Annotated in this window: 17 protein-coding genes; 6 read left to right on the forward strand and 11 right to left on the reverse strand. The window is 72.3% G+C overall.

Features of this window, described 5'->3' with window-relative positions:
- Positions 1-32 precede the first annotated feature (32 nt).
- Genes NNW99_RS03820 through NNW99_RS03840 form a run of 5 tightly spaced genes read right to left on the reverse strand, consistent with a single transcriptional unit; the run spans position 33 to position 4,216 of the window.
- Entirely contained in the window at positions 33-986 is a 954-nt protein-coding gene (locus tag NNW99_RS03820) for a VOC family protein (RefSeq protein WP_215117169.1), read from the reverse strand.
- Positions 983-2,044: a 4-oxalomesaconate tautomerase gene (locus tag NNW99_RS03825; RefSeq protein ID WP_215124137.1), complete on the reverse strand. Its 1,062-nt coding sequence runs from the start codon at positions 2,042-2,044 to the stop codon at positions 983-985. The genes NNW99_RS03820 and NNW99_RS03825 overlap by 4 nt, the downstream gene beginning before the upstream one ends.
- A gap of 11 nt (positions 2,045-2,055) precedes the next feature.
- A complete protein-coding gene (locus NNW99_RS03830; RefSeq protein WP_215117170.1) occupies positions 2,056-2,766 on the reverse strand; it encodes a 4-carboxy-4-hydroxy-2-oxoadipate aldolase/oxaloacetate decarboxylase in 711 nt (236 codons plus the stop codon).
- Positions 2,763-3,518, reverse strand: a complete 756-nt coding sequence (locus tag NNW99_RS03835; RefSeq protein WP_215117171.1) for a PIG-L deacetylase family protein — start codon at positions 3,516-3,518, stop codon at positions 2,763-2,765. The genes NNW99_RS03830 and NNW99_RS03835 overlap by 4 nt, the downstream gene beginning before the upstream one ends.
- Positions 3,519-3,565: 47 nt before the next feature.
- On the reverse strand, positions 3,566-4,216 hold the full coding sequence (locus NNW99_RS03840; RefSeq protein WP_215117172.1) for a GntR family transcriptional regulator: 651 nt from the start codon (positions 4,214-4,216) through the stop codon (positions 3,566-3,568).
- A 142-nt stretch (positions 4,217-4,358) separates the two neighbouring features.
- Between NNW99_RS03840 and NNW99_RS03845 the strand changes: the two genes are divergently transcribed.
- Positions 4,359-4,703, forward strand: coding sequence for a cupin domain-containing protein (locus tag NNW99_RS03845; RefSeq protein ID WP_215117173.1), 345 nt, complete (start codon positions 4,359-4,361; stop codon positions 4,701-4,703).
- Between the two features lie 15 nt (positions 4,704-4,718).
- Here NNW99_RS03845 and NNW99_RS03850 read toward each other — a convergent pair whose 3' ends face one another.
- A complete protein-coding gene (locus tag NNW99_RS03850) occupies positions 4,719-5,723 on the reverse strand; it encodes a LacI family DNA-binding transcriptional regulator (protein WP_215117174.1) in 1,005 nt (334 codons plus the stop codon).
- A 110-nt stretch (positions 5,724-5,833) separates the two neighbouring features.
- Here NNW99_RS03850 and NNW99_RS03855 point away from each other — a divergent pair, with 110 nt between their 5' ends.
- A complete protein-coding gene (locus NNW99_RS03855) occupies positions 5,834-6,997 on the forward strand; it encodes a Gfo/Idh/MocA family protein (protein ID WP_215117175.1) in 1,164 nt (387 codons plus the stop codon).
- A 10-nt stretch (positions 6,998-7,007) separates the two neighbouring features.
- On the opposite strand, the gene NNW99_RS03860 is transcribed toward NNW99_RS03855, so the two are convergent.
- Positions 7,008-7,619, reverse strand: a complete 612-nt coding sequence (locus NNW99_RS03860; protein WP_215117176.1) for a TMEM175 family protein — start codon at positions 7,617-7,619, stop codon at positions 7,008-7,010.
- A gap of 25 nt (positions 7,620-7,644) precedes the next feature.
- Positions 7,645-8,679, reverse strand: coding sequence for a LacI family DNA-binding transcriptional regulator (locus NNW99_RS03865; RefSeq protein ID WP_215117178.1), 1,035 nt, complete (start codon positions 8,677-8,679; stop codon positions 7,645-7,647).
- Positions 8,680-8,787: 108 nt separating this feature from the next.
- Here NNW99_RS03865 and NNW99_RS03870 point away from each other — a divergent pair, with 108 nt between their 5' ends.
- The 3 genes from NNW99_RS03870 to NNW99_RS03880 are packed head-to-tail and all read left to right on the forward strand — an operon-like array spanning position 8,788 to position 11,784.
- Positions 8,788-9,945, forward strand: a complete 1,158-nt coding sequence (locus NNW99_RS03870) for a phytanoyl-CoA dioxygenase family protein (protein ID WP_215117179.1) — start codon at positions 8,788-8,790, stop codon at positions 9,943-9,945.
- A 7-nt stretch (positions 9,946-9,952) separates the two neighbouring features.
- The gene (locus NNW99_RS03875) at positions 9,953-10,729 is read left to right on the forward strand and encodes an SDR family oxidoreductase (protein WP_215117181.1); all 777 of its coding nucleotides are present in this window, start codon (positions 9,953-9,955) and stop codon (positions 10,727-10,729) included.
- Between the two features lie 50 nt (positions 10,730-10,779).
- Complete coding sequence (locus NNW99_RS03880; RefSeq protein ID WP_215117182.1) at positions 10,780-11,784, forward strand: Gfo/Idh/MocA family oxidoreductase; 1,005 nt, start codon at positions 10,780-10,782, stop codon at positions 11,782-11,784.
- 38 nt (positions 11,785-11,822) lie between these two features.
- Here NNW99_RS03880 and NNW99_RS03885 read toward each other — a convergent pair whose 3' ends face one another.
- Positions 11,823-12,425: a GPP34 family phosphoprotein gene (locus tag NNW99_RS03885; protein WP_215117183.1), complete on the reverse strand. Its 603-nt coding sequence runs from the start codon at positions 12,423-12,425 to the stop codon at positions 11,823-11,825.
- Positions 12,426-12,526: 101 nt separating this feature from the next.
- Here NNW99_RS03885 and NNW99_RS03890 point away from each other — a divergent pair, with 101 nt between their 5' ends.
- Positions 12,527-13,543, forward strand: a complete 1,017-nt coding sequence (locus tag NNW99_RS03890; RefSeq protein ID WP_215117184.1) for a Gfo/Idh/MocA family protein — start codon at positions 12,527-12,529, stop codon at positions 13,541-13,543.
- Between the two features lie 16 nt (positions 13,544-13,559).
- Here the strand turns inward: NNW99_RS03890 and NNW99_RS03895 are convergent, their stop codons facing one another.
- On the reverse strand, positions 13,560-14,582 hold the full coding sequence (locus NNW99_RS03895; RefSeq protein ID WP_215117185.1) for a Gfo/Idh/MocA family protein: 1,023 nt from the start codon (positions 14,580-14,582) through the stop codon (positions 13,560-13,562).
- 18 nt (positions 14,583-14,600) lie between these two features.
- Positions 14,601-15,503 carry a sugar phosphate isomerase/epimerase gene (locus tag NNW99_RS03900; protein ID WP_215117186.1) on the reverse strand — a complete coding sequence of 301 codons (903 nt, stop codon included), beginning with the start codon at positions 15,501-15,503 and terminating at the stop codon, positions 14,601-14,603.

Here is a 15,503-nt window from a genome sequence, read left to right on the forward strand (position 1 = left end):
GTTGGTCTACCTCTCGTGTGGAGTGTGTTCCCTCAGGCGGTCGGCGGTGTCCCGTGCGTGTGGAAGGACTCGATGGTCTTGAGCCCCCAGGCCTGGCCCTTGGCGCGCTCCGCCTCGGTCCAGGTGATCAGCGGCCAGTCGGGGGCCAGGACCAGGCGGGTGAGCGGGTTGCACAGTTCGACGCGGTTGCCGCCGGGCTCGTAGACGTAGAGGAAGAACGTCTGCTGGATGGCGTGCTTGTGCGGGCCCGTCTCGATGAACACGCCGGTGTCGATGGCGAGATCGGCGGCGCGCAGGATGTCCTCGCGGGTGTCGGTGGCGAAGGCGATGTGGTGCAGGCGCCCCTTCGAGCCGGTCCAGTCCTCGGTGTAGACGACGTCGTAGGACTTGTCGGTGAAGGTGAGCCAGCGGGCCGCGATCCGGCCGGAGTCGAGGCGGATCTGTTCGGTCGGCCGGGCGCCGAGGACGCGTTGCTGGAACTCGGCGTTCGCGAGCACGTCGGCGGCGAGGAAGTTGACGTGGTCGAGCCGTCGTACGCCGACTCCGTGGCCGGGCTTGGCCTGGGGCTGGTTCTTCAGCGCGGGCTTCAGCTCGTCGGGGGCCCGGTAGTGCTCGCTCTCCCAGTACAGGGCGTGTTCGTGGCCGTCCGGGTCGGTGGTGACGTAGAGCTTGCCGAGGCCGGGTTCGTCCTCGGTCCAGTGGCCGGTGCCGCCGGCCTCCTCGATCGCCCGGACGCGGCGGTGCAGCGCCTCCTCGCCGGCGGTGCGCAGGGCGAGCCGGCCGAGGCCCGGCCGGTCGCGGGCGGTGAGGACGAGGCTGTGGTGCTCGTAGTCGTCGTAGGTCCGCAGGAAGACCGTGCCGCCGTCCTGGCCGCTGACGGTGAGGCCCAGGTAGTCGGTGCAGAAGGCGACGCTGGCGTCCAGGTCGGGGGTGAAGAGCTGGGTGTGGCCGATGTGGGCGATGTCGCCCAGGGGTGGGGTCGTCATCGGGAGTCCTTGAGGGGGTGAGCGGGGGCGGGGAACACCGTGCCGTCGAAGATCTTGCGGGCGGTGCGCACCACGGCCGTACGGCGGGCCACGGGCCTGCCCGCGGTGTCGGTGCCGATCGCGCACTCGATGTCCAGGAAGCCGGTGGGGTGTTCGAGGCGCACCCGGTCGGTTCCGGCGGGCAGGTGGGCGAGGTCGGCGCCGACGCCGCCCTCGACGCGCAGTCCGGCGGCGACACCGGCCGCGCCGAGCACGCCGATCGAGGGGTGGCAGCGTACGGGGATGAAGGTGCGGGTGGTGACCGCGCCGCCGTCGCGGGGCGGGGCCAGCAGGGTCAGTTTGGGCACGGTCGCATCCGTCACGTCGCCGAGCCCCATGAGCCGGCCCGTCTTCAGCCGGATCGCGTGCAGCCGGTCGGTGAGGGCGGTGTTCTCCTCCAGGTCGGAGGGGGTCTCGTAGCCGGTGACGTCGAGGGCGGTGGCTGCCATCAGCACGGTCGGCATGCCGTTGTCCACGCAGGTGACGCGGACGCCGTCGATGTCTTCCCGGGTGTTGCCGGTGGGGAGCAACACGCCGTCGCCGGGCGGGAATTCGAGGGTCACGGGGGCGGCGGTGCCGGGGACTCCGGCGATCTCGGTGTCCCCCGTGTAGTCCATCCGGCCGCCCGGGGTGGCGAAGGACGCCGTCGCGAGGGCGCCCGAGTTGACCATGCGGATCCGGACGACGGTCCGCTCCTCCCCCGCCGGGACCAGCCCGCGTTCCACGGCGAACGGGCCGACACCGGCCAGGATGTTGCCGCAGTTCTGGCGATCACTCACCTCAGGCCGGTCGACGGCCACTTGGAGGAACAGGTAGTCGATGTCGGCGCGCGGGTCGGTGGAGGGCGACACCACGGCGACCTTGCTGGTGAGGGGGTGCCCACCGCCCAGGCCGTCGATCTGGCGTGCGTCGGGGCCGCCCATGAGGCGGAGCAGGAGCGCGTCGCGCGCGTCCGGGGCAGCGGGCAGGTCCTCGGCGAGGAAGTAGGCGCCCTTGGAGGTGCCGCCGCGCATCACCATGCAGCGCACGGTCACGGCCGCTCCCCGGACCGCAGATGGTCCTCGTAGGACGTGTACGTCACGCCGAGCCGCACGAGTTGCTCGCGCAACCCGTAGCGGTCCAGGCCCAGTTGGCCGTCGAGGAAGGCGGCGCGGGTGGCGGCCTCCTTACGCTCGCGGGCCTCGGAGGCCTTGGCCGTGTGCCGGGCCCGCTCGCGGGGGACGACCACGACACCGTCGTCGTCGGCGAGGATCACATCGCCGGGGCGGATCACCTGGCCGCCGATCACGACCGGTACGTTGACCGATCCGCCGGTGGCCTTGACGGTGCCCTGGGCGGACACGGCGGCGGCCCAGGCGGGGAAGCCCAGGGCGCGCAGTTCGGCGGTGTCGCGGACGCCGGCGTTGATGACCAGGCCGCGCACGCCCCGCCGCCCGAGCGCGGTGGCGAACAGTTCGCCGAACATGCCGTCGGTGGAGGGCGAGGTGGTGGTCACCACCAGGACGTCGCCCGGGCCGCACTGCTCCACGGCGGCATGGATCATGAGGTTGTCGCCGGGCCAGCTGAGCACCGTGACGGCGGTGCCCGCGATCCGGGTGTCCCGCTGGACGGGGCGCAGGCCCGGGCCGAGCAGTCCGGTACGGCCCATGGCCTCGTGGACGGTGGCGACGCCGTACCCGGCGAGGGCCTCGACGTCCTCGGGGTGTGCCTTCGGCGGGCCGGTGACGATGACGCCGCTCATGCCAGCTCCTTCGCGATCTGCGGGAAGGGGCGCATATAGGCCTCGGCCAGGGTCTTGTGCGGCAGGCCCAGGTTGGGGCCCGCGTTGCGCTTGAGCTGGACGCCGCGGCGGACGGCGAGGTCGGTGTAGTAGTCCCACAGGTGCCGCTGGGCGGCGAGGCACTCCATGGCCTCGCGCTTGGTCTCCCAGACCTCGGTGATGTCGAGCAGCACCTCGGGCCGGAAGCCGCTCATCTCGGGCTGGTGCGGTTCGAAGCAGAAGACCGGCGGGGCGCCGATGATGTCGCCTTCGCCCGGGTAGCCGATGGCCTGGGCGAGGATCCTGGCCTCCAGGGCCATGCGGTGGGCGGCCGGGTGGTCGCCGTTGTACGGGTCGTCCGCCGGGTGGGTGAGCACGACATCGGGCTGGATGTCCCGGTAGAGCGCGACGAGCCGGTCGGTCAGCTCGGGGGTGACGAGGAGCGGGTAGTCGCCTGCGTCGAAGAAGCGGACCTCGGCACCGAGGACGGCGGCGGCCCGCTCGGCCTCCTCGCGGCGCAGCGCCTTGATCTCCTCCAGCTTCCTCCCCTCGCGCCACGCCTTGGCGGACTCGCCGCGCTCGCCGAAGGTCAGGCACGCGATGGTGACCTGCTCGCCCCGGGAGGCGGCCAGGGCGATGGCGCCGCCCGCCCGCCACACGAAGTCGCCCGCGTGCGCGGTGACGACGAGGGTGGACCGTGGTGGGGAGGTGGCGGGCGCGTTGCCGTGGGTCATGCTGGTGTCTCCTCGTTGGACAGGTGCGCGCCCGCCTCACGCGTGGGTCAGTCGCGCAACGCCTCGATCACACTGCCGAGGTGGGCGCGGACGGCCGCCTCGGCCGCCTGCGGGTCCCTGGCCCTGATCGTCTCGATCATGGCCAGGTGCTCGTTCAGGGATTGCTGGGGGCGTCCCGGCCGTAGCGCCAACTGGAAGCGGTGGCGCACCAGTTGGGCATTGAGTCGCTCCAGCAGTTCCACGGCCGTCCGCTGGCCGGAGAACTCCCGGACGCGGGCATGCAGTTCGTGGTTGAGCTCCGAGTAGGTGACCGGCTCTCCGTCGGCCACCGCCTTGGTCATCGCCGTGCCGAGGGCGGTCAGTTCGGCCAGTTGCTCATCGCTCGCCGCCACGGCCGCCTTCGCCGCGCACAGCCCTTCCAGGGCCATGCGGCACTCGGTGATGGCGACCGCTTCCTCCACGGTCACGACCCGCACCCGCGAGCCGCGGTTGCGGATCCGCTCGACCAGTCCCTGGGCCTCCAGATCGATCAGTGCCGCGCGGATGCTGGCCCTCGTCACACCGAACTGCTCGGCGAGTTCGTTCTCCACCAGCCGCTGGGCCGGTGCCATCTCGCCGTGCAGGATCGCCTGCCGCAGCTGCGCGAGCGCGTGCTGCTTGGCCTGCTCTCCGGTGCTCGGACGGGCTTGAGTCGGCATGCGTTGCCCTCCCTGAGTGAGTGCCTGTCGAACGTAAATCTAGCCCGACATAATTGTCAACAATTTCGTCGGCATCTCGTCGCGCATCTATGCGTGGGGGTCCGGCGCCGCTCCCCCGCCCGGCGCCGCTAGGGTCGGCCGCATGACGCACAGCTTCGTACTCCACATCCCCGACGCCGAGCTCGAACCCGAGCCGCTGGCTCCCGAGCAGATCGTCTCCGGGACGCCCGAGGTGACCGGGAAGGTGGTCTGGGAGTCGGAGGACGGCCGTCAGGTGCGGGGGATCTGGCAGATCACGCCCGGCGTGGTCACCGACACCGAGGCCGACGAACTGTTCGTGGTGGTCAGCGGCTCGGCGACGATCGAGTTCGAGGGCGGTCCGACGCTCACGGTCGGCCCCGGCGACATGGCCGTCCTGCGCGAGGGCGACCGTACGACGTGGACGGTGCACAAGACGCTGCGCAAGGCGTACGCGATCAACCTCTGACCGGGAGGTACCGGTTCAGCTCGCGTGCGGAGGCGCCGTCGACCCCCGGACCTCCAGCGTCGGCGTCGCCAGGTGCAGGCGCCCCTCTCCCCCGGGCCGTTCGAAGCGGTCGAGGAGGAAGCGGGCGGCGCGGCGGCCGACCTCGTGGCCGGCGTTGTCGACGGTGGTGAGCCACAGATGGCGCAGCCGGGAGATGCTCGTGTTGTCGTAGCCGACGAGGGACACGTCGCGCGGGACGCGCAGGCCCAGTTCCTCCGCCGCCGAGAGGGCGCCGACGCAGGTGATGTCGTTGACGGCGAAGACGGCCGTGGGCCGCTCGGCGCGGTTGAGGAGGCGGACGGCGGCGCGGTAGCCGCCCTCCTCGGTCATGTCGCCGGTCTCGACGAGGGCCCCGTCCGCCAGGCCGTGCTCCCGCATCGTCGCCTCGAAGCTGCGGCGGCGCAGTTCGCCGACGGCTCCGTAACCGGCCAGGTGTGCGATGCGGCGGTGGCCGAGGCCGATGAGGTGCTCGGTGACCAGCCGGGCGCCCTTCTCGTCGTCGCCCGCGACCTGGTCCACCCCGGGCGGCACCGGCTCGCGGGCGCCCGCCAGGACGACCGGCATGCGCGCGGCGACCGCGCCGAGGGCCGCCGGGTCGGGCAGGGTGCCGACCACGACCAGCCCGTCGACGCGCAGGTCCAGCAGCGGGTCGGCCGGGTCCTGGCCGGTGCGGCGGTTCAGGCGCGCGTCGGCCAGCAGCATGTGCAGGCCGTGGGCGTGCAGCAGGGAGTTCAGGCCGTCGAGGAGGTCGACGAACCAGGGATTGCGCAGGTCGTTGAGGAGGACACCGACCGTGCGGGTGCGCTGTTCGCTGAGACTGCGGGCGGCGGCGTTGGGCCGGTAGCCGAGTTCCCGGGCGACCCGGAGCACGGCGTCCCGCTTCTCGGGGCGCACCTGGTCGGAGCCGCGCAGCACCAGGGAGACCAGCGACTTGGAGACGCCGGCCCGTTCGGCCACGTCGCGGATCGTCGGCGGTCTCATGGATGGACCGTTCCATGAGGGTCCGGCGCTTGTCAAAGGCTTGACAGCCACGGGAAACCGCGCTCAGGGTGGGCTGGACAGGTTCTGGAACGGTCCAAAGAGGGGCTCTCATGGTGGACACGCTCGGCGTCGCCGTCATCGGATTCGGCTGGATGGGGCGGGTGCACACCCAGGCGTACGCGCGCGTGCGGCACCACTTTCCGCGGTTGCCCCTCGTCCCGGAGCTGGTGACGGTCGCCGAGGAGGTGCCGGGCCGGGCGGAGGAGGCCGCCGCGCAGTTCGGGTTCGCCTCGACGACGCGTGACTGGCGCGAGGTGGCCGCCGACCCCCGGGTGAAGGCGGTCAGCATCACCGCGCCCAACTTCCTGCACCGCGAGATCGGCGTCGCCATGGCCGAGGCGGGCAAGCACATCTGGATCGAGAAGCCGGTGGGTCTGACCGCCGAGGACGCCGGCGCGGTGGCGGACGCGGTGGCGAAGGCGGGCGTGCAGGGCACCGTCGGCTTCAACTACCGCAACGCGCCCGCCGTGGAGGCGGCCCGCGAGCTGATCGCCTCCGGGGAGATCGGCACGGTCACGCATGTCCGCATCCGGCTGTTCAGCGACTACGCGGCTCATCCCGAGGGTGCGCTGACCTGGCGGTACGAGCGGGAGCGGGGCGGCAGCGGGGTGCTGGGCGACCTGGCCTCGCACGGCGTCGACCTGGCCCGGCATCTGCTCGGCGACATCACCTCCCTCACCGCCGACACGGCGATCTTCCTGCCCGAGCGGGCCCGCCCGACCGGCGCCACGGCGGGCCACAGCCGCGCCTCCGGCGGGGAGATCGGCCCCGTCGAGAACGAGGACTACGTGAGCTGCCTGCTGCGCTTCGCCTCCGGGGCCCGCGGTGTGCTGGAGGCCTGCCGGGTCTCGGTCGGCGAGCAGAACAACTACGGCTTCGAGGTGCACGGCACGAAGGGCGCGGTGTTCTGGGACTTCCGCCGTATGAACGAACTGGGCGTCAGCCGCGGCACGACGTACCAGGACCAGTCCGTCACCACGGTGTACGTCGGCCCGGGCCACGGCGAGTTCGCCGCGTTCCAACCCGGTGCGGCGAACTCGATGGGTTACGACGACCTGAAGGTCATCGAGGCGTACCGCTTCCTCCGGTCGGTCGCCGAGGGCACCCCGCACGGGGCGACGCTCACGGACGCCGTGCACAGCGCCGCCGCGCTGGACGCGATGGCGCGATCGGCGGCCGGTGGTGCGTGGGCGGACGTGGCCGGGCGGGCCTGACGCCGTACCGTCAGCGCGGGCTCTGCAGCCGTCGGCCCAGGAAGACCTTCGCCGGGACGAGGACGAGCCACAGCCACATGATCCTGGGACCGGCCACCAGGGCCAGCGGGACGGTGGCGAGGAAGACCACCACCGTCGTCGCGCTGTCGAGCAGGTAGAGCCCGGTCCCCGCCTCGGAGGGCGTGCCGTGGCGCAGCCAGGGGCGCTTCGCCAGGACGGCGGCCACCGTGAGATGGCAGGCGCCGAGCGCGGCGACCGCGGCCGCGTAGACGGCGACCGACACGGACTGGGCGCCGTACTCGGCGAGCAGCCGGGTCGGGAAGGGCACGAGCGCCGCGACACCCAGGCCGACGATGGAGACGACGATGACCTGTCCGTCGATCTCGCGGACGTCCTGGAAGATCCGGCGATGGTCCCGCCAGAAGCTGCCCAGCACCACGACGCTCAGCGCGTAGGCGCCGAGGTCCGGCAGCAGCGCCCGCAGGGACTCGCGATACGCGGCGGGTTCGAGATCCCGGGGCACGTTGAGATCCAGGACGAGCAGGGTGATGGCGATGGCGAACACACCGTCGACCAGGGTCACCAACCGCTCGGGCCCGCCGTCCGGGCGCGATGTCCACATGGGCACGACGGTAAGGCACCCCGCCTCACACACCCGGGGCCTGCGGCGGCATGTTGTACGGCGTCACCACCTGGATCGCGGACGGCGGCGTCACTCCCGCCGGCGGCAGCGCGTCGTGCGCCCGCATGACGGTGTGGCAGGCCTCGCGTACGTCCTGGCGCAGGTCGTGGTGGAGCACGGCGGACAGGCGGTGCTCGCGCAGCAGCCGGGTGTTGTCCTGGTCGAGGTCGTGCGCCACGAACACGGCGCACTCGCGGCCGAGGTCCTCGAACGCCCTGAGCGTGGCGATGTTGCCGCCGCCGATCGAGTACACCGCGCGGATGTCCGGGTCGCGTTCCAGCGCGGCCCGGACGAGGTCGTACTGGGTGGCGTCGAGGCCCTGCCCCTCGGCGATCTCGACGAGCGTGCGCTCGGGGTGCCGAGCACGCATCACCCCTCGGAAGCCCATCTCGCGCTCCTCCTCGTTGCGGAAGAAGCCGCTGCTGAGGCTGGTGAGGATGTTGCCCGGCCGGTCGCCGAGCCACTGTCCCGTCAGATACGCGGCCGTCGCCCCGGCGGCCCGGTCGTCGATGCCGACATAGGCGCGTCGGGCGCTGGCGGGCAGGTCCGTCACCAGGGTCACGACCGGGATGCCGGCGGCTTCGAGCCGGCCGACGGCGGCGGTGATCTCCGGGACGTCCGGGGCCTTGAGGATGACGCCCTGCGAGCCGCGCCGGGCGATCCGGTCCAGGGTGCGCACCAGTTCCCCGACCGGGCCGGTCTCACGGAAGTGGAAGCGGGAGCGCAGCACCGCCGGGTGCAGGGACGGCAGCTCGGCCTCCAGGGCGGCGCGGATCGCCGTGGTGAAGCGCTCGGGCGCCTGCATCACGATGTCGACCATGAACGTCCGGCCGACGAGCCGGACCTGGGTGCGCTGCCGGTCCAGGTCGGCTATCGCCCGGCGCACCTCCCGCGCGGTGCTCTCCCGCACCCCGCCCCGGCCGTTGAGCACCCGGTCGACGGTCGCCTCGCTCAGTCCCGCCTGGCGGGCGATCTCCCGGATCGGGAAGGGGTGGCCCATGCGCCGGCTCCTTGAGGGGTTTTTGATGGCTGCCTGCTGGTTGTTCGAGGGGTTTGTAATGACAAGAATGACAGGGCTGCGTCGCTCCGTGACCCCGAAGGGACGACGATGTCCTTCACTTCCGTACACCACCGTGCCTGGCTGTCCGAGCAGGACTGCGATCTCGACGCGTTCCGCGCGCTGGTCGAGCAGGACACCGACCCCGCCGACTATCCGCACGCCTCCGCCGTGGAGCGGAACGTGCCGGTCTACGACACCGGGCTGCTGGAGGGCGACCGGGTGGTCCAGGCCGAGCTGGTGCGGGCGCTCGCCGACGGGCCCGGCATCGTCGTCTTCCGCGGGGCGTTTCCCGACCCGGACGTCGTGGACCGGGCCACCGCCGTGTTCGAGGCGCTGATCGCCGAGCAGCGCGCCTCGGGCGCGACCGCCGGTGACCATTTCGCGAAGCCGGGCGCCAACGACCGGGTGTGGAACGCGCTGGAGAAGGCGGCCCTGTACGACGCGGAGGCCTTCGCCGACTACTACGCCAACGAGGTGCTGGCGCTGGTCGCCACGGCCTGGCTGGGCCCCGGCTACCAGGTCACCTCGCAGCTCAACGTGGTCAACCCGGGCGGCGCCGCGCAGAGCGCGCACCGCGACTACCACCTGGGCTTCCTGTCGAACGAGGTCGCCGCCGCCTACCCCGCGCACGTGCACCGCCTCTCCCCCGTGCTGACCCTCCAGGGCGCGGTCGCGCACTGCGACATGCCGGTGGAGTCCGGGCCGACGATGTATCTGCCGCACTCGCAGAAGTACGAGCCCGGCTATCTCGCCTGGCGGCTCCCGCCGTTCCGGGCGTACTTCGAGGCGCACCAAGTGCAGTTGCCGCTCGCGAAGGGCGACGCGGTGTTCTTCAACCCGGCCCTCTTCCACGCCGCCGGCACCAACCGCTCGGCGGACATCCGGCGCATGGCCAACCTGCTGCAGGTGTCGTCCGCGTTCGGGCGCGCGATGGAGACGGTGGACCGGGAAGCCGTGGCGAACGCGGTGTACCCGGTGCTGCTGCGGCGGGAGGCCGAAGGCCGGGACCAGGCGTGGCTGGAGAGGGTGATCGCGGCGAGCGCCGAGGGCTACCCCTTCCCCACCAACCTCGACAGCGACCCACCGCTCGACGGTCTGGCCCCGCCCTCGCAGGCGGATCTCCTGCGGCGGGCGCTGCGCGAGAAGTGGACGCCGCGGGCGCTGCGGGCGCGGCTGCGGGCCGGCACCGAACGACGAGAGAGCTGAGGACTTCGTGGGACTTCTCGACAACAAGGTCGTCCTGGTCAACGGCGGCAGCCAGGGCGTCGGCGCCGCCGTCGCGCGGGCCGCCGTCCGCGAGGGGGCGGTCGTGGCCGTCACCGGGCGGCGCCCCGAGCCCGGCGAGGCCTTGGTGGAGGAGCTGATCGCCGCGGGCGGCAAGGCCCTGTACGTCCGGGCCGACCTGTCGGACGCCGAGCAGGCGAAGGACTCCGTGGCCCGGGTCGTCCAGGCGTACGGCCGTGTCGACTGCCTGGTGAACTCCGCCGGGCTGACCTCGCGCGGGACGCTGCTGGACACCACGCCCGAGCTGTTCGACCAGCACATCGGGATCAACCTCAAGGGGCCGTTCTTCGCCATGCAGGCGGCGGTCGCCGACATGGTCGCGCGGAAGGCGCCCGGCACGGTCGTCAACATCATCACGTCGTCGGCGCACGGCGGGCAGCCGTTCCTCGCGCCGTACGTCGCCGCGAAGGCGGGGCTGATCGGGCTGACCCGCAACGCCGCGCACGCGCACCGGTGGGACCGGGTCCGGATCAACGGGCTGAACATCGGCTGGACGGCGACGGAGGGCGAGGACGCCACGCAGAAGGCCTTCCACGGGGCCGGGGACGACTGGCGTGACCAGGCCGCCGCGAAGCTGCCGATGGGCAAGCTGGGGCAGCCGGACGAGATCGCCGACTTCGTGGTCCTCCTGCTGTCGGACCGGTCCGGGGTGGTCACCGGGTCGATCATCGATTGGGATCAGAACGTCCTCGGCGGACTCGACTGAGGAACACAGCGCGCAGCACCACCCCCTGTTGACACCAAGGAGCAATACCCATGCGTATCGGAATCCTCGGCCTCGGCCGTATCGGCGCCTTTCACGCCGAGACCCTGTCCGGGCTCGACGCCGTCGAGTCGCTCGTCGTCACCGACCCGTTCGCGGGTGCCGCCAAGGCCGCGGCCGAGCGGTTCGGTGCCGAGGTCGTGGACTCGCCCGAGGCCCTGCTGGCCGCCGGCGTGGACGGCATCGTCGTCGCGGCGGCGACCGACGCCCACCCGGCGCTGATCCTGGCCGGGGTCGAGGCCGGTGTCCCCGTCTTCTGCGAGAAGCCCGTCGCCAAGACGATGAGCGAGGGCGTCGAGGTGCTCAAGGCCGTACAGGGCCGGGACGTGCCGATCCAGATCGGCTACAACCGCCGTTTCGACGCCGGGTTCGTCGCCGCGCGGGCCGCGGTCCAGGCCGGTGAGCTGGGCACACTGCACACCGTGCGGTCGACCACGCTGGACCCGGCGCCGCCGCCGGCCGCGTACATCGCCGCCTCCGGCGGCATCTTCCGCGACTGCTCGGTGCACGACTTCGACATCATCCGCTGGGTGACCGGCCGTGAGGTGACGGAGGTGTACGCCGTCGGCGGCAACCGCGGCGCCGACTTCATCAAGGAGGCCGGTGACGCCGACACCACCGGCGCGATCCTCACCCTCGACGACGGCACCATCGCGGTGGTCTCCAACTCCCGCCACAACGCCCGTGGTTACGACGTCCGCATGGAGATCCACGGCTTCACCGACTCCATCGCCGTCGGCCTGGAGGACAAGCTCCCGCTGCGCTCGGTCGAGCCGGGCGTGACCTTCCCCGCGGGCACCCCGCACGACTTCTTCATGGACCGCTTCACCGAGGCCTACCGCGCCGAACTGACCGCGTTCACCGAGGTCGTCGCCGGCACCCGCCCCTCCCCCTGCACGATCGAGGACGCTCTGGAGGCGGGCTGGATCGCCGACGCGTGCACCCTGTCGCTGCACGAGCACCGTCCCGTGACGATCGAGGAGGTACGGGCGCTCTGACGTTCCGCTGCGGGAGGCGGGCCCTGGCACCCGCGGGCTCAGGGAGCGCGCCAGACGTTGGCGAACGCCTCGTCCTCGATGGCCCGTCGACGGCGGACGGCGCCCAGTTCCGCCACGGCGTCGGCCACGGCGGTGAGCACGGCCTGGGCGGCGTCGTCGGGCACCGGGAGGTCCTCGGGCACCTCGTCGCGCGCTCCGACGGCCGCCGCGAGTGTGGCGAGCACCGGTTCGTCGGTCGCCCGGCGGTGCCGGGCGCGCTCCCGGGCGGGGGACTCGACCGGCGTCGGCAAGGTGCCTCGGAAGCGGATCCAGGAGGCCCGCGGCCGTGCGAGGAGCCCCTCTTCCTCGAGGGCGGTCAGGTACTCCTGGGCCAGTCCGCGGCCCCTGCGCCACAGCCAGTCCTCGACCGGCTCGTACGGCTCCTCACACACCAGTGCCGTCGCCGCCCGCTCCAGCAGAGGGTCGTCGAGGGGCGGCGCGGGGCGGGACACGATGCGGTCGCCGTCCAGCGTCACCACCTCGGCACCGAGCAAGTCGATCACCTCGGCCCCGGCCAGCCCGAGCGACAGTTCACCCTGCGTCACCGGCGGGTCGGCGGCCGTGTCCATCGCCACGATCATCAGGTCACGTGCTGTACCCATCACCGCTCCCCTCGGAGGCACTGATCACGCTACGCCGCGACCGCCCGCGGGGCGACCAGGATCCGTATGCCGCGAGGCCACTACGAGGAGGAATGACAGGCATGAGCGAACCGGACCGGGAACCCCTGCGCATAGGACTGCTGGGAGCCGCGCGGATCACCGAACGCTCCCTGATCGACCCGGCCCGGGCGACCGGCCACCGCCTCGTCGCGGTGGCCGCCCGCGACCGCGCCCGCGCCGAGGCATTCGCCTCCGAGCACGGTGTGGAGCGGGTGGCGGGGTCGTACGCCGAGCTGGTGGCCGATCCCGAGATCGACGTCGTCTACAACCCGCTCGCCAACGGCCTGCACGGCCCGTGGAACCTGGCCGCCCTCGCGGCGGGCAAGCACGTCCTGTCGGAGAAGCCCTCGGCGAGCAACACGGCAGAGGCGGCGGAGGTACGGCAGGCCGCCCACAAGGCCGGGACGGTCTTCATGGAGGCCTTCCACTACCTCTTCCACCCGGTCACCCGCCGCCTGCACGAGCTGCTGGACTCGGGCGAACTCGGCGAGCTGCGGCACGCCGAGGCCATGGTCGCCATCGCCGCCCCGCCGGACACCGACCCCCGCTGGTCGCTGCCGCTGGCCGGCGGTGCCCTGATGGACCTGGGCTGCTACAGCCTGCACGCGCTGCGGATGCTGGCCCCCTGGGCGGGCGGCGCACCGCGCCTGGCCGGGGCCCGGGGCGGGGAGCGGGCGGGCGCGCCCGGGGTCGACGAGTGGCTGGACGCCGATCTGGAGTTCCCCGGGGGCGCGACGGGCTCCGCCCGCTGTCACATGGCGTACGACGGGCTGGAGATGAGCATCCGGATCGTCGGCTCCCGGGGCGAGGCGACGGCCCCGAACTTCGTGCTGCCCCAGCGGGACGACCGGATCGTGGTCCGCACCCCGCAGGGCGAGCGTACGGAACGGCTCGGGACGCGCTCGTCGTACACGTACCAGCTGGAGGCGTTCGCCGCCCGGGTGCGCGACGGTGCTCCGCTGCCGCTGGACGCGGACGACGCGGTGACGACCATGGAGCTGATCGACGCCGCTTACCGTGCGGCCGGGTTCGAGCCCCGGCCTCGGACCCGGGTGTGACCGGGCCCGGGCCCGGTCACACGTAGAGCTCGGGTCTCTCCACCAATTCGACCTCCACCCGCCCCCCGTCCTCCAGCGCCCGTACCCCCGCCTCGCACACCGCCGCGGCCGCGTAACCGTCCCAGACGCTCGGGCCGGTGACCTCGCCGCGGCGGGTGGCGTCGGCCCAGGCCTGGATCTCGTGGTCGTAGGCCGTTTCGAAGCGTTCGGTGAAGTCCTGGGCGATGGTGCCGCCCCAGCGGCCGGCCATGTTGGTGACCAGGGCGTGGCCGTCGCCGATGCGGGCGGTGCCGCGTTCGCAGACCACCTCGGCCTGGACCTGGTAGCCGAAGCCGCAGTTGACGAAGATCTCCACGTCGGAGAGGGCGCCGCCGTCCGTCTCGAAGACGACGAACTGCGGGTCGCGCAGTCCGTCGGGGGCGTTGTCGGAGGAGGTGGGGCGCAGCACCGTGACGGCCGTGATCTCGTGGCCGAGCAGCCAGCGCGTCGCGTCGGCCTCGTGGGCGACGGAGTCGGTGATGAGCATGGTGCTGGTGAAGAAGGGCGGGCTGGCCGCGTTGCGGTGCCGGTTGTGCACCATCAGCGGGCGGCCCAGCTGACCGGTCGCCAGCAGGGCCTTCAGCTTCGCGTACTCGGGGTCGTAGCGGCGCATGAAGCCGACCTGGACCCGGCGGTGGCCGAGGCGCGTTTCGGCTTCGAGGACGCGCAGGGCGGAGGCCGCGTCGGGGGTGAGGGGCTTCTCGCACAGGACGGGCAGATCGTGCTCGAAGGCGGCGAGGAGGGTGGCCTCGTGGGCGGGGCCCGGTGAGGCGATCAGGACGGCGTCGACGTCGGCCGCCGCCATCGCGGCGGCCGGGTCCGTGTAGGCGGTGCAGCCGTCGACGCGGGCGGCGACGGCTTTCGCGCGTTCCGCGTCGACGTCCACGACGGCTGTCACCCGTGCTCCGCTGGTGACTTCGTGGAGGCGGCGCACATGGTCGGCGCCCATCCTTCCGGTACCGATGACCGCGACTCCGAGGGTGGTGGCGCGCTCAGTCATGGCCGTCCTTTCGGGTCGTCAGGCGCCGCAGGACCTCAGGAACTTGCGGGTGCGCACCGCGATCGGCAGCGGCTTGTCCGGCTCGCAGGGGTACATGTCCTGCTCGACGATGGCGAAGAGGTCCACGCCGAGCTTCTGCGCGGCCGTCAGGACCGGGCCCAGCTCGGGGACGCCGGCGGGCGGTTCGCACATCACGCCGCGCTGCACGGCGGGACCGAACGGGACCTCGTTCTTGACGACGTCGGCGAGGATGTCCGGGTCGACCTGCTTGAGGTGGAGGTAGCCGATGCGCTCGCCGTACGTCTCGATCAGCTTGACGCTGTCGCCGCCGCAGTAGGCGTAGTGCCCGGTGTCCAGGCAGAGGTTGACCACGTCGGAGTCGGTCGAGTCGAGGAACTGCTCGACGTGCTCCTCGGTGTCGATGTGGGTGTCGGCGTGCGGGTGGACGACGATGTCCAGGCCGTACTTGTCCTTCACCTCACGGCCGAGGCGCTCCATGCCCGTGGTGAGGTTGCGCCACTGCTCGGTGGTGAGCTCCGGCGCCTCCAGGATCTCGGCGGTCTTGTCGTCCCGCCAGAAGGAGGGGATGACGACGAGGTGCTTTGCGTCCATCGCCTGGGTGAGCGCGGCGACGTTGCTGACCTGCTCCCAGGTGGATTCCCACTCGGAGGGGCCGCGGTGCAGACCGCAGAAGATGGTGCCGGCGGAGACCTTGAGGTTCCGCTTGGTCACCTCGTCGGTGAGCCGGGCCGGGTCGGTCGGCAGGTAGCCGTACGGGCCGAGTTCGATCCACGAGTAGCCGGCTTCGGCGACCTCGTCGAGGAAGCGGACCCAGGGCACCTGATGGGGGTCGTCGGGGAACCAGACGCCCCAGGAGTCGGGGGCGGAGCCGACCCGGATGCGGTCGAGCGCGAGGGCCAT

This window comes from Streptomyces sp. CRCS-T-1 (genome assembly GCF_024442335.1).
Classification (GTDB): Bacteria; Actinomycetota; Actinomycetes; order Streptomycetales; family Streptomycetaceae; genus Streptomyces; species Streptomyces koelreuteriae.